The organism is Bacillus sp. ISL-55 (assembly GCF_018613155.1).
Classification (GTDB): Bacteria; Bacillota; Bacilli; order Bacillales; family Cytobacillaceae; genus Mesobacillus.
The window spans coordinates 22,410-41,863 of record NZ_JAGGQU010000044.1; the positions used below are offsets into that span (position 1 = coordinate 22,410).

17 protein-coding genes are annotated in these 19,454 nt (G+C 41.4%); 13 read left to right on the plus strand and 4 right to left on the minus strand.

The window, feature by feature from the left end; genetic code table 11:
- Nucleotides 1–190 precede the first annotated feature (190 nt).
- The 6 genes from J7E32_RS19455 (at nt 191) to J7E32_RS19480 (ending at nt 7,060) form a co-directional block, all read left to right on the plus strand.
- A complete protein-coding gene (locus J7E32_RS19455) occupies nt 191–1,288 on the plus strand; it encodes an SDR family oxidoreductase (RefSeq protein WP_214910865.1) in 1,098 nt (365 codons plus the stop codon).
- 28 nt (nt 1,289–1,316) lie between these two features.
- Nucleotides 1,317–2,864 carry an aldehyde dehydrogenase family protein gene (locus J7E32_RS19460; RefSeq protein WP_214910867.1) on the plus strand — a complete coding sequence of 516 codons (1,548 nt, stop codon included), beginning with the start codon at nt 1,317–1,319 and terminating at the stop codon, nt 2,862–2,864.
- 329 nt (nt 2,865–3,193) lie between these two features.
- A complete protein-coding gene (locus tag J7E32_RS19465; protein WP_286183595.1) occupies nt 3,194–3,628 on the plus strand; it encodes a hypothetical protein in 435 nt (144 codons plus the stop codon).
- A gap of 324 nt (nt 3,629–3,952) precedes the next feature.
- On the plus strand, nt 3,953–5,122 hold the full coding sequence (locus J7E32_RS19470; RefSeq protein WP_214910871.1) for a DUF5667 domain-containing protein: 1,170 nt from the start codon (nt 3,953–3,955) through the stop codon (nt 5,120–5,122).
- A gap of 109 nt (nt 5,123–5,231) precedes the next feature.
- A complete protein-coding gene (sigI, locus tag J7E32_RS19475; RefSeq protein ID WP_483297623.1) occupies nt 5,232–5,987 on the plus strand; it encodes an RNA polymerase sigma factor SigI in 756 nt (251 codons plus the stop codon).
- Nucleotides 5,984–7,060 (plus strand): anti-sigma factor domain-containing protein, encoded by a 1,077-nt coding sequence (locus tag J7E32_RS19480; protein ID WP_214910875.1) that lies wholly within the window; start codon nt 5,984–5,986, stop codon nt 7,058–7,060. Before sigI ends, J7E32_RS19480 begins: the two co-directional genes overlap by 4 nt.
- A gap of 106 nt (nt 7,061–7,166) precedes the next feature.
- Here J7E32_RS19480 and J7E32_RS19485 read toward each other — a convergent pair whose 3' ends face one another.
- Nucleotides 7,167–7,367: an alpha/beta-type small acid-soluble spore protein gene (locus tag J7E32_RS19485; RefSeq protein ID WP_214910941.1), complete on the minus strand. Its 201-nt coding sequence runs from the start codon at nt 7,365–7,367 to the stop codon at nt 7,167–7,169.
- A gap of 274 nt (nt 7,368–7,641) precedes the next feature.
- Here J7E32_RS19485 and J7E32_RS19490 point away from each other — a divergent pair, with 274 nt between their 5' ends.
- Nucleotides 7,642–8,997: a TrkH family potassium uptake protein gene (locus J7E32_RS19490; protein WP_214910877.1), complete on the plus strand. Its 1,356-nt coding sequence runs from the start codon at nt 7,642–7,644 to the stop codon at nt 8,995–8,997.
- A 78-nt stretch (nt 8,998–9,075) separates the two neighbouring features.
- Here the strand turns inward: J7E32_RS19490 and J7E32_RS19495 are convergent, their stop codons facing one another.
- The gene (locus J7E32_RS19495) at nt 9,076–9,423 is read right to left on the minus strand and encodes a DUF3905 domain-containing protein (RefSeq protein WP_214910879.1); all 348 of its coding nucleotides are present in this window, start codon (nt 9,421–9,423) and stop codon (nt 9,076–9,078) included.
- 137 nt (nt 9,424–9,560) lie between these two features.
- Here J7E32_RS19495 and J7E32_RS19500 point away from each other — a divergent pair, with 137 nt between their 5' ends.
- Nucleotides 9,561–9,722 carry a hypothetical protein gene (locus J7E32_RS19500; protein ID WP_214910881.1) on the plus strand — a complete coding sequence of 54 codons (162 nt, stop codon included), beginning with the start codon at nt 9,561–9,563 and terminating at the stop codon, nt 9,720–9,722.
- Nucleotides 9,722–9,865 (plus strand): hypothetical protein, encoded by a 144-nt coding sequence (locus J7E32_RS19505; protein ID WP_214910883.1) that lies wholly within the window; start codon nt 9,722–9,724, stop codon nt 9,863–9,865. The genes J7E32_RS19500 and J7E32_RS19505 overlap by 1 nt, the downstream gene beginning before the upstream one ends.
- A 33-nt stretch (nt 9,866–9,898) precedes the next feature.
- Here J7E32_RS19505 and J7E32_RS19510 read toward each other — a convergent pair whose 3' ends face one another.
- Both J7E32_RS19510 and J7E32_RS19515 read right to left on the minus strand, forming a co-directional pair.
- A complete protein-coding gene (locus J7E32_RS19510; protein WP_214910885.1) occupies nt 9,899–11,659 on the minus strand; it encodes a B12-binding domain-containing radical SAM protein in 1,761 nt (586 codons plus the stop codon).
- Between the two features lie 165 nt (nt 11,660–11,824).
- Nucleotides 11,825–12,868, minus strand: a complete 1,044-nt coding sequence (locus tag J7E32_RS19515) for an acyltransferase family protein (protein ID WP_214910887.1) — start codon at nt 12,866–12,868, stop codon at nt 11,825–11,827.
- 328 nt (nt 12,869–13,196) lie between these two features.
- Between J7E32_RS19515 and J7E32_RS19520 the strand changes: the two genes are divergently transcribed.
- From J7E32_RS19520 to J7E32_RS19535, 4 genes are all read left to right on the plus strand, one after another.
- Nucleotides 13,197–14,210: a 2-oxoacid:acceptor oxidoreductase family protein gene (locus J7E32_RS19520; protein WP_214910889.1), complete on the plus strand. Its 1,014-nt coding sequence runs from the start codon at nt 13,197–13,199 to the stop codon at nt 14,208–14,210.
- Nucleotides 14,210–16,504, plus strand: coding sequence for a thiamine pyrophosphate-dependent enzyme (locus J7E32_RS19525; RefSeq protein WP_214910891.1), 2,295 nt, complete (start codon nt 14,210–14,212; stop codon nt 16,502–16,504). Before J7E32_RS19520 ends, J7E32_RS19525 begins: the two co-directional genes overlap by 1 nt.
- A 580-nt stretch (nt 16,505–17,084) precedes the next feature.
- Nucleotides 17,085–18,668 carry a PAS domain-containing sensor histidine kinase gene (locus J7E32_RS19530; protein WP_353654077.1) on the plus strand — a complete coding sequence of 528 codons (1,584 nt, stop codon included), beginning with the start codon at nt 17,085–17,087 and terminating at the stop codon, nt 18,666–18,668.
- A 170-nt stretch (nt 18,669–18,838) separates the two neighbouring features.
- Nucleotides 18,839–19,423, plus strand: a complete 585-nt coding sequence (locus J7E32_RS19535; RefSeq protein ID WP_214910893.1) for a DUF2087 domain-containing protein — start codon at nt 18,839–18,841, stop codon at nt 19,421–19,423.
- The last annotated feature ends 31 nt before the right edge of the window (nt 19,424–19,454 follow it).

A 19,454-nucleotide genomic window follows, 5' to 3' on the forward strand; every position in this document is an offset into this window, starting at 1 on the left:
GTCGGGGCTGACCAAGGCGCTTGCGCTTTTCTTACGAAGGCATAAATCTCTCATAATAACGAGTAGCTGCCTTGAAGTATTGTTCCCCCCCCCTGGTATTAATCGTATTTTTCAGAATAGTCAGCAAAGTTATTGCGGATGTAAGCGCTTACCGTTAAAATAAAGCTAATTAAAGGTGAGGAGGACATTCATGGAGTACGGGTACTTTTTTACAGGATTTCCTGGATTCATCAGCAATCAATTGATACGAGAAGTGTTTAGGAAAAATGATGGTAAAGGAAAGTTTTATGTATTGGTACTGCCGAATATGGTTGATAAGGCAGAAACTGAGAAGGCGGCGATCATTCGGGATTTCAGCATGCCTGAGAGTCAGTTTGAGATTATCAAAGGCGACATTACGGCTTATGGTTTGGCTATTGACCCAGAAATACAAGTACAGCTTGAGACAGCAGTAACCCATGTATTCCACCTTGCAGCGATATACGATCTCGCGGTTCCAAAGGAAATTGCCTACCGTGTCAACGTAGATGGTACAAGGAACGTGAATGAATGGGCGAAGACCCTGAAAAATATTAAGCGCTATACGTACTTTAGCACCGGCTATGTTGCCGGCAAACGGGAAGGTATACTATATGAGGATGAATTAATCAAACCACCCGGTTTCAAAAACTACTATGAAGAGACTAAGTATGAAGCAGAAGTCCTTGTAGAATCATTGAAATCCGACGTTCCCATAACCATCATCAGGCCAGGGATTGTTAAAGGTCATTCAGCAACAGGAGAAACCATCAAGTTTGATGGACCGTATTTCATCATGAATTTTATCGACCGCCTCAGTTTCATGCCATTCCTGCCAAAGCTTGGAAAAGGCGATACTGTTGTCAATCTTGTGCCAGTGGATTATATTATTGAGGCGACAACCTACTTAACCTTTGCTGATAAGGGAGCAGGGAAAACATATCATCTTACAGACCCCAAACCATACAAAGTGTCTGAGCTTTATGAAATGATGATGTACGAATTGTTGAAGAAGCAGCCCAAAGGCTCTGTACCACTGGCCCTCGCAAAAAGAGGACTCAATTTCCGGGTGCTTAGGAGGTATCTTGGGGTTGAAAAAGAAGCACTTGACTATTTTACATGGAGAGGCCATTTCGATTCATCCCAGGCACAGGATGACTTAAAGGATTCAGGGATTGCATGCCCTGACTTCAAGGAAGGGATTGCTGCTATGACGGCTTTCTATCGGGAAAATAAAAATAATACTCAGTACCAAATAAACATTATATAAAACTTTAATGATTGGCAGGTGAATAAACATGCATTCAGTTGAAGAAGTGCAAAAGATGTCGGTTGTTGCCCCAGCGACTGGTGAGGTTATTGCCGAAATCGAGGAGACGCCTGTCCATGAAGTTCCGTTCTTCTATCAGGAGGCGAGGAAGGCTTTTGGGACTTGGAGCAGTCTTGCCATTTCAGAGCGAACGGGATATTTAAGAAAGCTTAAGCAGTTGATGGTCGAGGAAATGGATGAAATAGCAAAAATAATCTCAGACGATACAGGCAAGGTATTGACCGAGTCTATCGTAGCCGATATCATGCCTACACTTGATGCAATCGATCATATTATCAAACATGCTGAAAAGGTTCTTAGCAGGCAAAAAGTTAAAACGCCTTTATTGCTCATCGGGAAAAGATCCTTTGTTGAATATATGCCGCGTGGTGTCGTACTTGTAATATCACCTTGGAATTATCCACTGCAGCTGGCGATGGTACCGATGATCAGCGCTCTGGCAGGAGGGAATTCTGTCATTCTGAAGCCATCAGAGGTGACTCCGCTTGTTGGTACATGCATCGAAGACTTATTCCGGCGCTCTGGATTCCCGGAAGGAACTGTACAGGTGGCTCATGGCGGCAAGGAAGTTGGTGCTGCATTCACATCGGGGAAGCCGGATTACATCTTCTTTACAGGCTCTGTCCGTACAGGGAAGATCATCCAGCAGCAGGCTGCGAAGGATTTGATTCCAACAACGCTTGAGCTCGGCGGCAAGGATCCGATGATTGTATTTGAGGATGCCAATCTCGACAGGGCAGTTAAGGCAGCTGCTTGGGGGGCTTTTACAAACAGCGGCCAGGTTTGTATGAGCGCTGAGCGGTTATATGTGCAACGGTCAATTTATGGAGAGTTCCTTGAAAGACTGAAAAAAGAAGTGAATTCTCTTCAGCAGGGAAACGATATAAATTCAGATGTTGGGTCAATGACTTTTCCTGCCCAGAAAGATGTGGTGAGAGAACAGCTGGATGAAGCACTTGAACGGGGAGCGAAATTGGAAACTGGATTGAAACCTTCTGAATGGAAGGAAGGCATGTTCCTGCCGCTTACCGTCATTACTGAAGTCGAGCAAGACATGAAAATCATCCAGGAAGAATCTTTCGGCCCATTGCTTCCTGTTGTCCCATTCAATACGGAAGAAGAAGCAATAGCATATGCTAACGGAACCGTGTATGGACTAAATGCAAGTGTCTGGACCCAGGATAAAGCGAAGGCCCGTCGCGTCGCTTCCAAACTGGTTTCTGGAGCTGTCGTCATCAACGACGTGCTTATTACTGTAGCCAACCATGGTCTCCCTTTCGGTGGCACTAAGGAAAGCGGCATAGGCCGATATCATTCAGAGGCAGGTTTAAGGATCTTCTGTCATGAAAAAGCAATCATGGAAGACATGGGTTTTATGAAATCTGAAATTCAATGGTATCCGTATAAAGGTAAATATCCGTTGTTCCTAAATTTATTCAAAAGCTATTTTGCCGAAAAAAGAGATTGGCCCAATTTCGCTAAAAATTATATCGCCCTCTTAAAAAATAACAAATAATATTCAACCGTCCCGTTACTATACTAGGGGCGGTTTTATTAATTTTGCCGAATTTTCCTATCCAGCTTATTGGTTACCGTTTAAAAATATACAACATGAATCGGGTAATTTTCACGAAAAAGATTTAACAAATAACTGGAAAAATGATAATTCGAAGCACAAATTGGACAATCTAAAACAAGTAGCAAAATGCGCAGCAAAATGTAATTCCAGGTGATGTTCTTTTGACACTGTGGAAAAACTAGCATTCATAAAGGCACCAATAATAAGACTAAAGGATGAAGCGTGACGTGGCGATTAAAAAGAACTTAACCAAACTAGAAGCGGTAATGTGGAGCATCGCACTGCCAGGGTTTGCCCAGCTGCTGACGGGGAACCTTGTAAAGGGCATTTTATTTGTCCTGCTAGAGTTCCTTGTTAACGTTTATAGTAATTTTAACAAAGGGATAATGTACAGCTTCCTTGGGGAGACGGAAAAGGCTATGCATGTCATGGACTTCCAGTGGCTGATGTTTTACCCATGTTTATATATGTTCGCCATGTGGGATGCGTATAGAAGCGTGATGCCGGAGGAAGAGAAAATCACCTTTTTGCCTTTTGTTTTCTCGGCCTATTTCGTAACAGTTGGTTTGATGATATCACCGAAGATAAAAATACTCGGATTATTTCCAGGGCCAGTTTTCCTTCCCATGCTTTTTGTCATTCCCGGAGTGATTACCGGATTCTTGATCAGGAAGTTATTACTTAAGTTTTATTACAACTAGAATACATATTGCGCCTTTCTGCATGGGAGAAATCTTTAATTGTTATTTGCTCCCGGTGGTATGGTCCTTTATGTGGACCATGCCAATAAATCAGAACAGGATGGGAAGATTGCAGCCTGAAGTCGCCGTTGCCACATTAATTTTTTTTACAAGCTAAAATTCCTTGTAATATCTTATATATCAACAATATTCTTAATACTTCGGTCAAATTTTGACTGAAGCTTTTTATTTTTTTCTAAAAAACCCCCATAACATAGTAAGCGCAAACGTAACCTTGTAGTGATTAAAGCGGCCGCTCCTAAAAACTTACGAGGTGAACTGAGAATGAAGAAACTTTCTAACCAAGAGATGAAAAAAATCGCCAAGAGTACATTGGCTTTAGTGCTTGCTGGAACATTTACATTTTCCCCTGTTGCAATGGCAGAAGAGAACAGTTCTGAGGTTGAAACGGTAGAACTGCAGAATGTAAGCCCTGAGGAGCTTGAAGAAGCAAAGACACAGGTCGATGAGCTTCAAGAAATCAACCCATCTTTGATACCGGGAGATTTCTTCTACTTTGCTAAAATTGCACTTGAGAAAATCAGGCTTGCATTCACATTTGATAACGCTAAAGAAGCAGAATTGCTTGCTACATATGCAGCTGAACGCCTTCAAGAGGCAGGAGCTTTATTCGCTGAAGGGAAAGAAGACGAAGCCCTTGAAGTGATCGAAGCTGCTGTACAATACATGGAAACTTCACAGGGAATTGTGGATGAAGAAGTATCACAAGAAGAGGTTGCTGATACTGAAGAAGGAACAGAGGTTGAAGAGGGTACAACATCTGATGAAGATACAGAGGAAGCAGATTCTTCAGAATCGACTGAAGATGGAGAAGAGCCTGCTGACGATGTTGTAGCTGAAGAGCCTGGCGATGAGGAAGGGTCTGAGGAAGAAGATGTTGTAAGTGAAGATCCTTTCGAAGAAATCGAAGGAATGCTCAGACAGAATATCATTGCATTAAAAGCGGCGATGGAACACGTTGGCAATGAAAATGCAAGAGCGCAACTTCAAAAGAACATTGACAAGACATATGCTAAGATGGCAAAGAAATTGGCTAAATTAGAAGAAAAATATGCAGAGAAGCCTGTTGAGGAAGAAGATACACAAACAACTGAGCCGGTAGAACTAGAACCAGTGGTTGAGCCAGATCTATTGCCTGCTGATGAAACACCAGTTGTTGAAGAGCCTGCTGAAGAAACAATGCCTGTAAATGACGACACAACTGTAGTACCGGTAGTGTCACCAAAAGCTGAGAAAGAAAAAGCCAAACAAGAGCGTAAGGCACAAAAGGCTGTTGAAAAACAGGAACGCAACGAAGCTAAACAGCAAAAGAAAGAAGAAAAACACCAGGCTAAGCAAGATAAGAAACAAGAAAAGAATACAAAGAAACATGAAAATAAAGGCAATGGAAATGGCAAAGGTAACGGTCACGGAAAAGGTAACGATAAAAACTAATTCATAATGAACAATAGACTCGAAAAGGTAGCCATCTGTGGCTATCTTTTCACTGCCTAACCACATAAAGATTAATTGACAGTCATGATATAATGTGGGGAGAAAAGAGGTGAGGCTATTGCTAAGTTTATTGTTCATGGCAAAGAAAAAGCGCAGGCCACTGGAAGAAACTGTAGAGAAAATCCACCAGGGGGATGCTGCTTTAAGAGAAGAATTAATTGATTCATATAAGCCATTTATCGCGAAGACTGTTTCGTCTGTCTGCAAGAGATACATACATGAGTCGGACGATGAATTTAGCATTGGCCTCATTGCTTTTAATGAGGCAATCCAGAAATATTCTTCTGAAAAAGGGAATTCATTATTAAGTTTTGCAGAAGTGATGATTAAGCGGAGGGTAATTGATTATATCCGCCAGCAGAGCCGGAATCAAAACCTGAGCTTCAACATATACAATGATCCAAATGAGGAAGAACAGCAAAGATCGACAATTGAAGATGAGCTTTCTCTCGATGATTTCCGAAGAAAAACAGAACAGGAACTAAGAAGAGAAGAGATTATTCAATTTCAGTCGATATTAAAAGATTTTGACCTATCTTTCCAGGATTTGCTCGAGCAGTCGCCGAAGCATGCAGATGCCCGGAAGAACGCTATGCTTGTTGCAAAGTCCATGGTTGAGAACGAGGAACTAAAGAATTTACTTCTAGATAAAAAGCGTCTTCCAATCAAGCAACTGGAAGACATGGTCAATGTCAGCAGAAAAACCATAGAGAGAAACAGAAAATATATCATTGCAATTGCACTTATTTTAATTGGGGATTATGTATATTTAAAGGATTATATTAAAGGGGTGTTAGAGACATGAGAAAAGGGGTTATCCTTGAAATCAATGATCTTTACCTAACATTGTTGACCCCCGAAGGCGAGTTTTTACGGGCCCGAAAGCTTCAACAAGATTATCAGGTAGGAGAAGAAATTCATTTTTTTCCAGAAACGCTAACTGTTAAGAAGAAAAGATTCAATCTATCGTTTTTAAATAGCTATAAGGCAAGGAGTATTGCGCTTGCAGCAGTATTTATGCTTGCCATGACTGCGCTAGTTCCTGCGTATCAAAACGGACAGGTTTACGCATATATGTCCATTGATGTGAATCCAAGCATTGAATTGGCAGTCAATGATGATTTAAAGGTCCTTCGCCTGAAAGGGTATAATCCAGAAGGGGAAGAAATCATTGGGGAATTAAAAGACTGGAAAAAGAAGGATGCAGCCGTGGTTGCAGAGATGATCATTGAGGAAATCAAGGATGAAGGTTTCTTAAAACAAGAAAAAGACGTTGTCATCGCGACTGTTCATAATAAGAAAGCTAAAGCATCTGTGGACCAAACACTTGAAAAGAAGATATCAGAAATAAAAAAATCAACACAAAATGAAAACTTAAACCTTAAGGTAATGGAAGCAACAATTGAAGACAGAGAGAAGGCACAAAAGCAGGGTGTTACGACTGGTGTATACAAAGAAAAGCAAAAGGAAACGCTGAAGCCTGCAGGCAAGCCGGATGAAAAGCAAAAAGCCAAACCAGAGTCTGGAAAGAAAGAGCCTGTTCCTTCTGTTGTTCCACAGCCCGAAAAGAAGGAACCACCAGGTCAAATGAAGAAGAAAGATCCTCAGGTTCCAAATGAAAAACCGGACAAGGCGAAACTGCCTGAACAAGATAAAGCCAAAGGAAATAACAATCCCGGAAAGAACGGTAATGGCCAGGATAACAAGAAGAATTGGCAGGGGAACAACAACCCACATGCTGATAAAGGCAATAACAATCAAAATGGCCAGAGCAGAAAACAATTTAATGATGAAAAAAAGTCTCGCAGCCAACAGAGCCAAAAAAGTGACAGCAGGGGCCAATCCGGGAAAAATAAAGACAATCCTGGAAATAAATAGTTAATTGTAAAAGTCCGGAATTTACTCCGGACTTTTTTCCATGTTCATATTCAATTGTGTTTTTGGAGATAGTGGATATGCTACATACAATAATTACTCCGTCAATTTATTGCCGGTTTTGGCCAGAGATCTGTGCCTGAGCTTGCTGAACAAGGCGTTTCGTGATTTCTCCTCCGACTGAGCCATTTGCTCTTGAGACGGTATCGGAACCAAGGTTCACTCCAAATTCCTGAGCGATCTCATATTTAACCTGGTCCATGAATTGTTCAACGCCTGGAACCAGCAATTTATTTGAATTACGAGCCATCATTATCAACTCCTCTGTTAGTATACAGAGAAAAATTTCTCTGTATAGATAGTTTGAACATTGCAGGTGAATTCATAAGTGGTAATCTTTTATTCTTTTGGATAATGTTTACCTGATTTTTTGGCTATGTTAAGGCTTAAGGGTGAGATTGGACACTGTTGATTCTTCCGGAAGGCATATAGTATGATTGGAAACTGCAAGAAAATACTTTATTAATCAGATGATATTCTTTATCATAGGTATGGTAAATTAATCAGGGCTGAAAGGAAGCACTATGTGGATTAACATTAGAAGAAAATTAAACAAATTATCTCCAGCGCAAATTATCGTTGCGTATTATATGATTGCGGTATTAGTCTCGATGAGCTTATTAAGTTTGCCTATTGCCATACAGCCCGGGGCAAAATGGTCTTTCATGGATGCGTTATTCACTGCCGCAAGTGCTGTCAGCGTAACCGGACTTTCGGTAATAACAATCCACGAAACGTTTACTGTGCAGGGGATTTTTATCCTCATGTTTGTCCTGCAGTTCGGCGGGATTGGCGTCATGGCACTTGGCACATTTTTCTGGCTGATTATTAGGAAGAAAATAGGGCTGAAGGAACGAAGATTAATCATGATGGACCAGAACCAGACTTCGATGTCAGGGCTCGTTAAAATGCTGAAAGAAATCCTTATAATCATAGTCATTATTGAATTGATCGGTGCACTGCTATTGGGTTTATATTTCTTAAAATACTATCCGACATGGCAAGAAGCCTTTCTTCACGGCCTTTTCGCATCCATTAGTGCGACAACCAATGGAGGGTTTGATATTACCGGAGCCTCCATGATCCCATATGCTCAGGATTATTTTGTGGTTACAATCAATATACTATTGATTACGCTTGGTGCGATTGGATTCCCAGTACTGGTCGAATTGAAGAGCTTCCTTTTCAGAAGCAAGAAAAGTGGTCCATTCCGTTTCTCTCTATTTCTTAAGATTACTACGCTTACATTCCTTGCCCTGCTTATCTTTGGAACAGTTGCGATATGGGTACTGGAATATAATCATTTCTTGTCCGACAAATCCCTGTTGGATTCATTCTTTTATGCCTTTTTCCAATCCACGACAACCAGAAGTGGTGGTTTGGCGACAATGGATGTGAATGATTTTACTGATCCTACCTTATTCCTGATGGCAGCTTTGATGTTTATCGGGGCGTCACCGAGTTCGGTCGGCGGAGGGATCCGGACAACAACTTTTGCGTTAAACCTCTTGTTCCTTTACCACTTTGCACGGGGGAGAAGGGCAATCAAAATATTCAATAGAGAATTGCATCAGGATGATATAATCAAGTCATTGGTTGTATCCATCATGGCTGTTCTTATTTGTTTCTTTGCGGTCCTTATTTTGATGGTGACAGAAAATCAGGCGCTATTGGCGATCATATTTGAAGTCGCATCGGCTTTTGGAACAACTGGGCTATCCATGGGAATTACCCCAGAGCTATCGAATACAGGGAAAATGGTCCTGATTATTCTGATGTTCATCGGAAGGGTTGGTGTTATTTCTTTCTTGTTAATCATTGGAGGGAAAACAGAGAAAGAAGCCATTCACTATCCGCAAGAACGAGTGATCATAGGTTAAAGACAAAAATCCGGGTTATCCCGGATTTTTTTTGTACACTTTATATATTAATTGCCCTATTGCGTGACGAGATTTTATTTAGTCCTGGCCTTTGCTCACATCTTTTGTAGGATGCATGAATGGATAGGCCTGCGGCTTTCTTTTTTCCTCCAGAAGCTCTCTGTTTTCTGCTGTGTTCCAGCCAATATCGTTGGTAGGATGAACCCATTCATCTCCAGCCATGACAGCCGGATCGGTCTCATCAGACCAATTCTCAAGAGGGGAGTTGTCGGACGCGTAAAGGCTGTCTCCAATGATGACGCCATGCTCATTCTCGAAAGGCCCCTTCATTTCAATGCCAGTGTCCTTGAAGCTAGGAGCGTTAATTTGGTGAGGCAAGGTTTCCTCAATATCCAATGGTTTTAGCTCTCGTTCTTTTCGTTCCATTTTAGCTCCTCCTTTTTGAGCTTATTTTTTGTTTCATTCTGTTTTTTATCAAGAAATCCGCTTTGTAAAATTAGGTAATCAAATCAGTACATAGCTAATCTTTTATTGAAAAAAATAAGAGTATGGAGGTGGTTAGAATGGCTAAACGGAAGGCAGAAAGAAATGCTTTGGCTAAATATACAAACACACCTAAGAAAAACCTTCAGGAGAGCGAATTCTCTGCAGAGTTTGCACACGGTGAAGATCCTGGCAAATTTGCAAACAGAAATTCAAAGCAAGGCAGGAAAGGAAGAGCGTAATGAAAAAGCATGAGGCTCGACACCAAAAACCATTGAATGTTGAATTTGGAATGGAATTCGGCGATATAAATGCTGGAAAACTGTATGAAATTCCTTTTAGCAGCAAAAAAGCGAAAAATAAAAATGAAAAGGAATGCAAATAAAAAATAGAGTCAAAAATAAAAAGCCGGCTGAAACTAAGCCGGCTTTACATCTTCCATTTTAAAAGTGAAAAACTGAGGACGATCTAATTTAGAATCGAAATAAACAAGCATATAGGAAGGGGAGTGTATGATTTCTCCATCTTCCATAAACTTCTTCATGTCAATATTGATATCCTCTAGCAGTGTGTGTTTATATAAATCCTTTTCACTAATATTCATTTCAGCATACTGATTGCCAAGGGCGTAAGGTTTCTGGATGATCCCACGGTATAGCTCAGAACGATCCTGCTTGTCCAGACTCAGTTCCCACCATGGCTTTCGAGGCTTGTGTTTCATGCTGGCCAAGTAATCATACTTCATCAAGCTTTCGATTGCTTTTAGATCTTCCACACCTTTTTCTTGTAAGAAGTTGAAAAGTCTTTTGAATAAGTCCTCTAGCTGGTGGCCAATCCGCGACCATCCTTTTGCCTCCCAATAAGAGCCGAAGTCCTGGAAGAAATCAAATGGTGAAGGAAATACCTTTGTGACCAGATATTCAACGGTAAAATCCATTCGGTGATCATTCCAGTATTTTTCCAGAACATCCTCAACCTGCTTTATTTTTATGATGTCATTGAAATCAAGGACATTATTTCCGAGAATTTCATATGGAGAATGATCCATGTACACATAATCATGCTGTTCAGCTCTCATTCTCAAACCTGTCCCTCTGAGCATTTTTAAGAAGCCAAGCTGCAATTCTTCCGGACGCATGGCAAATACATCATTAAACGTTTTTTTGAACGATTGATAATCTTCTTCTGGCAAACCTGCAATTAAATCAAGATGCTGATCAATCTTGCCGCCATCTTTTACCATGGTGACGGTTCGCTTCAGCTTATCGAAATTCTGTTTCCTCATGACCAGCTCATTTGTGTAATCATTAGTTGATTGGACCCCGATTTCAAAACGGAACAACCCGGCAGGTGCTTCATCGTTCAGGAATTGAATGACCTCAGGCCGCATGATATCAGCTGTGATTTCAAACTGGAACACTGTGCCAGGCAGATGCTCATCTATCAGGAAACGAAACATTTCCATTGCATAGCTTCGGCTGATATTGAACGTCCTGTCGACGAATTTGATTGTTTTCGCACCATTTGCCATTAAATAACGAATATCTTCCTTGATTTTCTCCCTGTCGAAGTAGCGGACCCCGACTTCAATGGAAGATAAGCAAAATTGACAGCTGAAAGGGCAGCCGCGGCTTGTTTCGAGATAGGTTACCCTTTTAGAAAGATGGGGGATGTCCTCGTCAAAACGATATGGGGACGGAAGCTCCTTTAAATCCAGCTTATTCTGTTGAGGATTCATTGAAATGCTCTCGCCTTTTCGATAGGCTATTCCAGGTACTTCCGTAAAACCTGCTCCAGAAGCTATTGCGGATAGAAGCTGCTTGAAGGTCTGTTCACCTTCACCGATGACGATAAAATCAAACTCCGGCACTTGCTTCATCCACTCTAGTACATCATAAGTAACCTCAGGGCCACCAGCGACAATTTTAATGTCAGGATTGATTTTTTTAATCATCTTGATGACTTTGATACTCTCTTCAATATTCCAAATGTAGCAGCTGAATCCAATAACATCAGGCTGTTTTTGAATCAAATCTGAGACAATATTGATCACAGGATCCTTGATGGTATACTCAACAAGATGTACGTCAAACTCAGGCTGAGCATATGCCTTAAGGTACCTGATCGCAAGATTTGTGTGTATATATTTCGCGTTAAGCGTTGTTAAAACAATATTCATTTAAGAAAATCTCCTTTATAAAAATCCAGCAGCAAATCAACTTTTAATTATACCTCAGTTTGGACAAAAAAGACAGGTTGAATGCAATAGGAGAATAAGGAAAAGAGGCTGTCAAAAAGGAAAATATAGTCCTTTTTAACAGCCTCTTCAAATTTTTATCCTAAATTACTCGCTTAATAGCTTCCGACGATAGAAGCGAAGTATAGCGTTAAACCTTATTTTTAGACGGCTGATCCGTGAGGTCTTGAATTCAATCAGCGGCTGTGCGATGGCTGCTGCGTATTTGCTGGACAGCAGGAAGGTCAATAGCAGTGCGATGACTGCAAGCAAAAGGATTCGTTCAGGACTATGGAAGAAGTCCTGTACTTGGCTTTCGCGAAAGGTTCGTACAAAAAAGCCATGAAGCAGATATACATAAAGTGTATTTTTACCCAGGTCTGTAAAGAAATATTGCTTTTTCGGAACTATTGTCAAGAAACTGAACACCATCAGCAAGCTTAATAAGTAAAAGCCAAGTCGTGTGAACATGCTTGATAATGAAGCTGCTTCCATCAATGAGTAAGGTTTGGAACCAAGAAGCCATTTATAGTCTATATCTGGATTGAAATAAAATCCTAAAAATACTATCACGAACGTTACCAGTGCTCCAGCTTTGAAGGCTGGCCTTGTAAGTGTTCTGATATGGTCCTTTGTCAAATGGTACCCAAGCAGGAACAATGGGAAGAACACAAAGGTCCTTGATAGGCTCAGATAGTTGGATATCCAGTCGACATAGCCGACACCCAACCCTAATCCAAAAGCAACCAACAATCCAATAGGTGCGTTAAGTCTTGTAAAGCCAATCAGCATGATGTTCCAGCAGAAAAGACTGATCAAAAACCATAGGGACCAGTGTGGATTAAGCGGATCCATCGTAAAAGTAGACTTGCTGTACAGGAAATAATAGAAAACCGAATAGATCAGCTGAAAAATAAAGTATGGCAGTATTAATTTTTTGGCAATTTTCATTACATAGCCTTTTTTGTTAAAGCCTCTTGCAAAAAATCCAGAAACTAGGATGAACGCCGGCATGTGAAATGTATAAATGACTTTATAAACATTATAAATCATTTCATTGTCTTCAATGAACGAGCGCAAAAGATGGCCAAATACGACAAAAAAAATCAAGATGAACTTGGCATTATCAAAGTAGTAATCTCGTTGTTTCATATTTCCTCCCTTAATTAGAGACCCCCAAAATACTAACCCTCTTTTACCCCAGTCAGGATAAATACAAACTAGGCTAATTGCTCAAAATTAAGGAATAAAACCCTGAATCAGGAATAAATATTTCTGTACTATTACAAAATTCTCTCTGTTATATAAAAGTTTTTCATTATAGGATACGGCTTAAATTGAATATTTTTGGGTGTGTTCCATTAAAAAACTTCAAATGTTTGATATAAGTCACAGCTTAATTATTTTAAAGTCTATAAAATTATTAGTGGGGAATGTTTTAAAGTCAATTACCTTAACAACCAAATTGGGGAGGGAGATTATGTCTATCTTACCGAAAAAGAATGAATTAGGTTTTTACGAGATAAGACTTGAATCGATTGGAGGGCTTGGTGCAAACCTTGCAGGAAAGATGCTAGCGGAAGCAGGTGTTCTAGGTCTTGGTTTGAACGGATCCAACTTTTCTTCATATGGATCGGAGAAAAAGGGATCACCGGTGAAAAGCTTTGTCCGTTTCTGTGAACCAGACACTGAAATCAGGGTCCACAGTCCAATAGAAGAGCCGCATGTTGTCGGCGTATTTCATGAAGCACTTTATAAAATGGTCGATGTTGTCAGCGGCTTGCGTCCGGACGGAATCCTGCTGGTGAATTCGACGAGGGATTTTGACGACATCAAGAAAGATCTTCATCTGGAGCATGGAACACTTGCAATTGTTGATGCACTATCCATCGCTGTCGAGGAAAAAACGAAGGTGAATACTGCGATGCTTGGAGCGTTATACCGCATCATTGATTTTCTTGATCCCGAAGCGATGAAAAATGTTATTCGCAAAACGTTTGAAAAAAAATATCCTCATTTAGTAGAGCCGAACATCAGAACGTTTGAAAGAGGCTATAATGATGTTCAATTTAAAACATACGCTCCAGAAGAAGGAGCACAGGGCAAGGAATTCAAGCGCCCAATGCCGCTTCTTGGCTATGAAACACAGGAAATCGGCGGAGTGATTACAACACAGGCAAACAGCATCCTTAAAGATTTAAGCGGTTCCAGACAAGGATTCCTGCCCCAATTCAATCAGCAGGAATGTATCAATTGTGCAGCATGTGATACTGCATGTCCTGATTACTGCTTTGTATGGGAAGAAGGGGAAGACAAACGCGGCAGAAAGCAAATGTTCCTAAAGGGAATCGATTATCAATATTGCAAAGGCTGCCTGAAGTGTGTTGAGGCATGTCCAACTACTGCGCTCGGCGAGCTGAGGGAAATGATCGGCTATGCTGAGGAGAATCAAGTTAAACATAACTATCCATATGTGACTGGAGGGGTTTCTTAATGTCCGTTCTTGAAGAAAACGTAAAGGCAATGAGTACAGCAGAACAGGTGACAACTTTTGAATCCGGAAATGAAATGGCCGCAATGGCCGCAGCCCAGATCAATTATCATATCATGGGCTATTTTCCGATTACCCCTTCAACAGAAGTTGCTCAATACCTGGATATGATGAAATCCAGGGGCGAGCATGATATAAAATTGATTCCTGCCGATGGGGAGCATGGTTCTGCGGGTATTTGTTACGGTGCTGCAGCAACTGGTGCCCGCGTGTTCAACGCAACGAGCGCGAACGGGTTGATGTATATGCTGGAGCAACTTCCTGTTCAATCAGGTACGCGTTATCCAATGGTCTTGAATCTGGTAACTCGTTCGATCAGCGGTCCGCTGGACATCCGCGGCGACCATTCAGATTTGTATTTTGCGTTAAATACAGGATGGGTGATCCTCACTGCCAGGACACCGCAGGCAGTTTACGATATGAACATCATGGCACTGAAGATTGCTGAACACTCAGATGTGCGCCTGCCTGTAATGGTTGCATATGATGGCTTCTTTACATCCCACCAAAAGCGAAAAGTGAACTATTTCAAGGATCGTGCTGTAGTCCAGAGATTTGTTGGCGAAGCGCCGACTGAATATAACTTTGCCAGAGATCCTAAGAAGCCGCTGACAATTGGAGCCCACATGAATGGCGACGATTTGATGAACAACCACTTCCAGCAATCAGAAGCAATGTACAAAGCGAAAGATGTTTATAAAGAAGTGGCTGCTGAATATGCAAAACTATCAGGACGCAACTATGATATTCTTGACCTTTATCAAATGGAAGATGCTGAGGTAGCGCTGTTTCTATTGAACTCTGCGGCAGAGTCCGCGAAGGATGTTGTAGACAGACTTCGTGAGAAGGGTATCAAGGCCGGTGTCATCAGCCCTAATATCATCAGGCCATTCCCTGCGCAGGAAATCAGGGAAGCACTGAAGAATGTGAAATCACTTCTTGTAGGTGAGCGCGCTGATTCCTACGGCGGCCATGGCCCTAACCTGACACATGAAATTAAGTCAGCGCTGCAGGGAGACAGGGACAATGAAACAATCGTCCAGAGCAGGGTGTTCGGACTTGGCGGGAAAGACTTCTATGCAGACGATGCTGAAGCATTTTTCGGCATGGCGATAGACGCTATGGAAAAGGGATACGCAGAGAAGCCGTTCGATTACTACGGACATGTTGCTGGCGATCCAGAAAAAGCATTGAAGCAAGTCATTGAGCCACAGCATGGAGATGTTTTTAATTCAGGACTTATCCAGGTAACAAGAGATGAAGAAAAGAATAAACTGAATGTCAAAATTCCGCCTTTGAGAGCCTTGACTACAAAGCCGAAACGAATTGCATCAGGCCATGGCGCATGTCCTGGCTGTGGAATCTTCGGCGGACTGGAACTATTCTTTAAAGGAATTGAAGGAGATCTCGTCATTCTTTTCCAAACGGGCTGCGCGTATGTTGTTACAACAGCGTATCCTCATACATCCCATAAGCAGACGACGATCCATAACCTGTTTCAGAATGGTGCTGCAACATTATCAGGAACGCTCGAAGCCTTCCTTGAACTGAAACGCCGCGGTGAAATCGAAGTGTCTGCAGATGCTACCTTCGTTATGGTAACCGGTGATGGCGGTATGGACATCGGCATGGGATCGGCAATCGGCACGGCACTTCGCGGACACAAGCTAATTATGCTTGAGTACGATAACGAGGGCTATATGAATACTGGTTCCCAGCTTTCATACTCCACTCCTTTTGGCCATATGACGAGTACATCGAACGTCGGCAAGGCACAACAGGGTAAGGCGTTCCACCATAAGGATACTGCCCAGATCATGGCTTCTACCAATATTCCGTACGTATTTACTGGAACCGAAGCCTTCCCGCAAGATCTAGTAAAAAAGGCTGCGAAGGCACAGTGGTATGCACAAAATGTAGGAACTGTATACGGTAAGCTTTTAATAACATGCCCGCTCAACTGGAAATCGGAAGACCGCTTTGGCCAGACAATTGTCGAGGCAGCAGTGAATTCGAACTTCTTCCCGTTATACGAAGTCGAGCAAGGTGTCACAAACATCACTTACGATCCAGAAGCAAAAAACAAAAAGATTCCATTATCAGATTGGTTGAAATATATGGGTAAAACCAAGCATCTGTTAAAAGAAGAAAATAAGGATATGCTAGTGGAGTTTGAAGAAGAAGTCGAAAAAAGGTGGCAGCGCCTAAAGGCTAAGCACGAAAACGAATATCTTTAAGACAGAGAAGCCAGGGAAACCTGGCTTCTTTTCATATACACTTTAAAGACACAGGAAAGAGACCCTTATGCAGGACTTGGATCCGCTATAAGGGTACCTATCGGCAATAAAGAGGTCCTTATGCAGCAGTTGTGACCGCTATAAGGGTACCTATCGGCAGGAAAGAGACCCTTATGCAGCAGATGTGACCGCTATAAGGGTACCTATCGGCAATAAAGAGACCCTTATGCAGCTGATGTGACCGCTATAAGGGTACCTTTCGCCAGGAAAGAGACCCTTATGCAGCAGTTGGGATCACTATAAGGGTACCTATCGGCAGGAAAGAGACCCTTATGCAGCAGATGTGACCGCTATAAGGGTACCTATCGGCAATAAAGAGACCCTTATGCAGCTTATGTGACCGCTATAAGGGTACCTTTCGCCAGAAATGGTAGCCTAATGCAGCATATTACTCCTCATAAGGTGATTTTTTATTTGAAAATTTGCAGGATGACCAGGAAATAATCACGATTTTAAAGGGATTTTTACCATCTATGTAGAAATTACTAGAAAAATGGGAATCCGGCAAGGAGGCTTTCTGGTGAGTAGTGCTAATATGGCAGATGAGATTGAGGCACTGAAAGAGAAAATAGCCACTTTAGAACGAGAAAATTCCTCTTTAACAGAGTGGAAGAATAAGCAGCAGCGGGCAGCCAATGACTGTTCTGTTCAAATGGTCCCAGCTGAACGTCCAGCAAAAAGTTTTAGTGAAAGATTTATTGAAGACGACGGTTTGTTAAAAAACTTATTCCTCGAAACATTGGATGGGATTGTGTTTTGGGGCAGGTGTGGACGAATCATTGCTGCTAATGAAGCAACCTGCAAGATTTTCGGGCTCACTCATGAAGAGCTGTTAAAGCATAAAATTTCGGACTTCATTTATCAAAAAGATGAGAAATATAGTAAGATGAAACAAATTATCAATGAAAAAGGTGCTCTGCGCGAAGAAACGTTCTTTCTGTTGCCAAATGGTGAAAAGAGACTGCTGGAGTTTACTGTCAAGCTCAATGCGGGCGACGGTTATCATATGACTATTGTCCGTGACGCAAGTGAGCGTTACCAAATGGAACAAAAGCTTCGGAAAAGCGAAGAACGATTCAGGAGGATTTTTGAAGGATCTCTAGAGGGAATGATTCTCTGGGATGAAAATTGCAAACATTATGAAATCAACCCGTCTGGAATGGCAGAACTGGAACTGAAGCCGGAAAACCTGGAGGAGAAAAACTTCCGGAAGCTTTTCATGAATCTTGGGTTTTCAGAAGAATTAATCGATGAAAAAGTGCAAGCACTGCTTCGAAAAGGCAGGCTGGATGGAAGGATTACCATTCCTTATGAAGAAGGCAGGATGAAGCACTTTGAATACACTGTCAAACACCAATTGGCAGACAGTTTGAATCTTATTGTTTTCAGGAATATCACTGAAAAAATAGAGATGGAAGCTCAGCTCCATAAATCAGATACGCTTAATATGCTGGGTGAGCTGGCAGCGGGCATTGCCCATGAAATCCGCAACCCAATGACCGCGCTAAAAGGGTTTATCCAGCTGCTCGAAAATAGTACAGGCGATGCGTATTCTTTATATTTCCAGGTCATCAAGACTGAACTCCAAAGAATCGACTCGATTATCAACGAGTTCCTGATTTTGGCTAAACCTCAGTCAATAAAATATGAGAATACCAATATTTCTAAAATAATGAATGAGACGGCAGCCCTTCTTACTGCTCAGGCTGTGCTGCATGATGTGCAGATTAGGACTTTATATGACGATGATTTACCAGAACTCCTGTGTGAACCTAATCAACTAAAGAAGGTCTTTATTAATATTATAAAAAACGCGATAGAAGTGATGCCTAAGGGCGGGTTAGTCAGTGTGATGATCAGCCAGGCACCAGGAAACAGGTTACATATATGCATCCAGGATGAAGGAGAAGGAATTCCTGCTGAAAAGATCAAAAAGCTTGGAGAACCTTTTTACACAACCAAGGAAAGAGGAACAGGCCTCGGATTGATGGTTAGCTTCAAAATCATTGAAGAACATGGTGGCACAATCGAAATAGAGAGCAAGGTCGGGGACGGAACAAGCTTTCATATCTATTTGCCTATAACCAGGGAAATGTCTGATTAAATTCAATCAGGCGTTTTTTTTTTGCCAAAAGTTATGTTTAAAACAGTCTAAAAAACCTAATGCAGTAATTTCTTTAAAAATTTTACTATTTCCCTTTTAAAATAATGAAGAGTGTATTATATTAGATATATAACTAATTAGATAAATATCGAATTGATTGGAGTGGTTTCATGCAGCTGGATAAAATTGTTGCTTTTCATAAAGCAATGGGGGACCCGACAAGGTTAAGAATAGTGGCTTTGCTAGCAAATGGGCCGCTTCATGGCCAGGCAATTGCCGGAAAGCTTGGCCTTACCCCTCCGACAATCACACATCATATAAAAAAATTGCGGGATATCAATGTTATCTTCGAGCGCAGGGACAAGAACACAATTTATTTTCACTTAAATGAGTCATTAATCAAGCAACAGGCTCAAACACTTGGTAAGTGGATCGAGAAAAAGGAAGGGGAGGTGGAAGCAATGATTCAACAGAATACCGAAAGACAAAAGGTTATCGAGAATTTCTTTACGAAAGACGGTAAATTAAAGAACATTCCGGCACAACGTAAAAAGAAACTAATGGTATTTGAATATATGGTCCGCGGGTTGAAGGCCGGAAAAAAATATCCGGAAAAGGAACTGAACGAATATATACAGAAGTTCCATGAGGATTATGCGACAATCAGAAGGGAATTCATCATCAATCACTATATGTATCGTGAAAATGCGATTTATGAAATGAATCCTGAAGAGATGTGGGCAAAACCGGAATGATTTACAATACACAGTTAAAACCGCCTAAGGC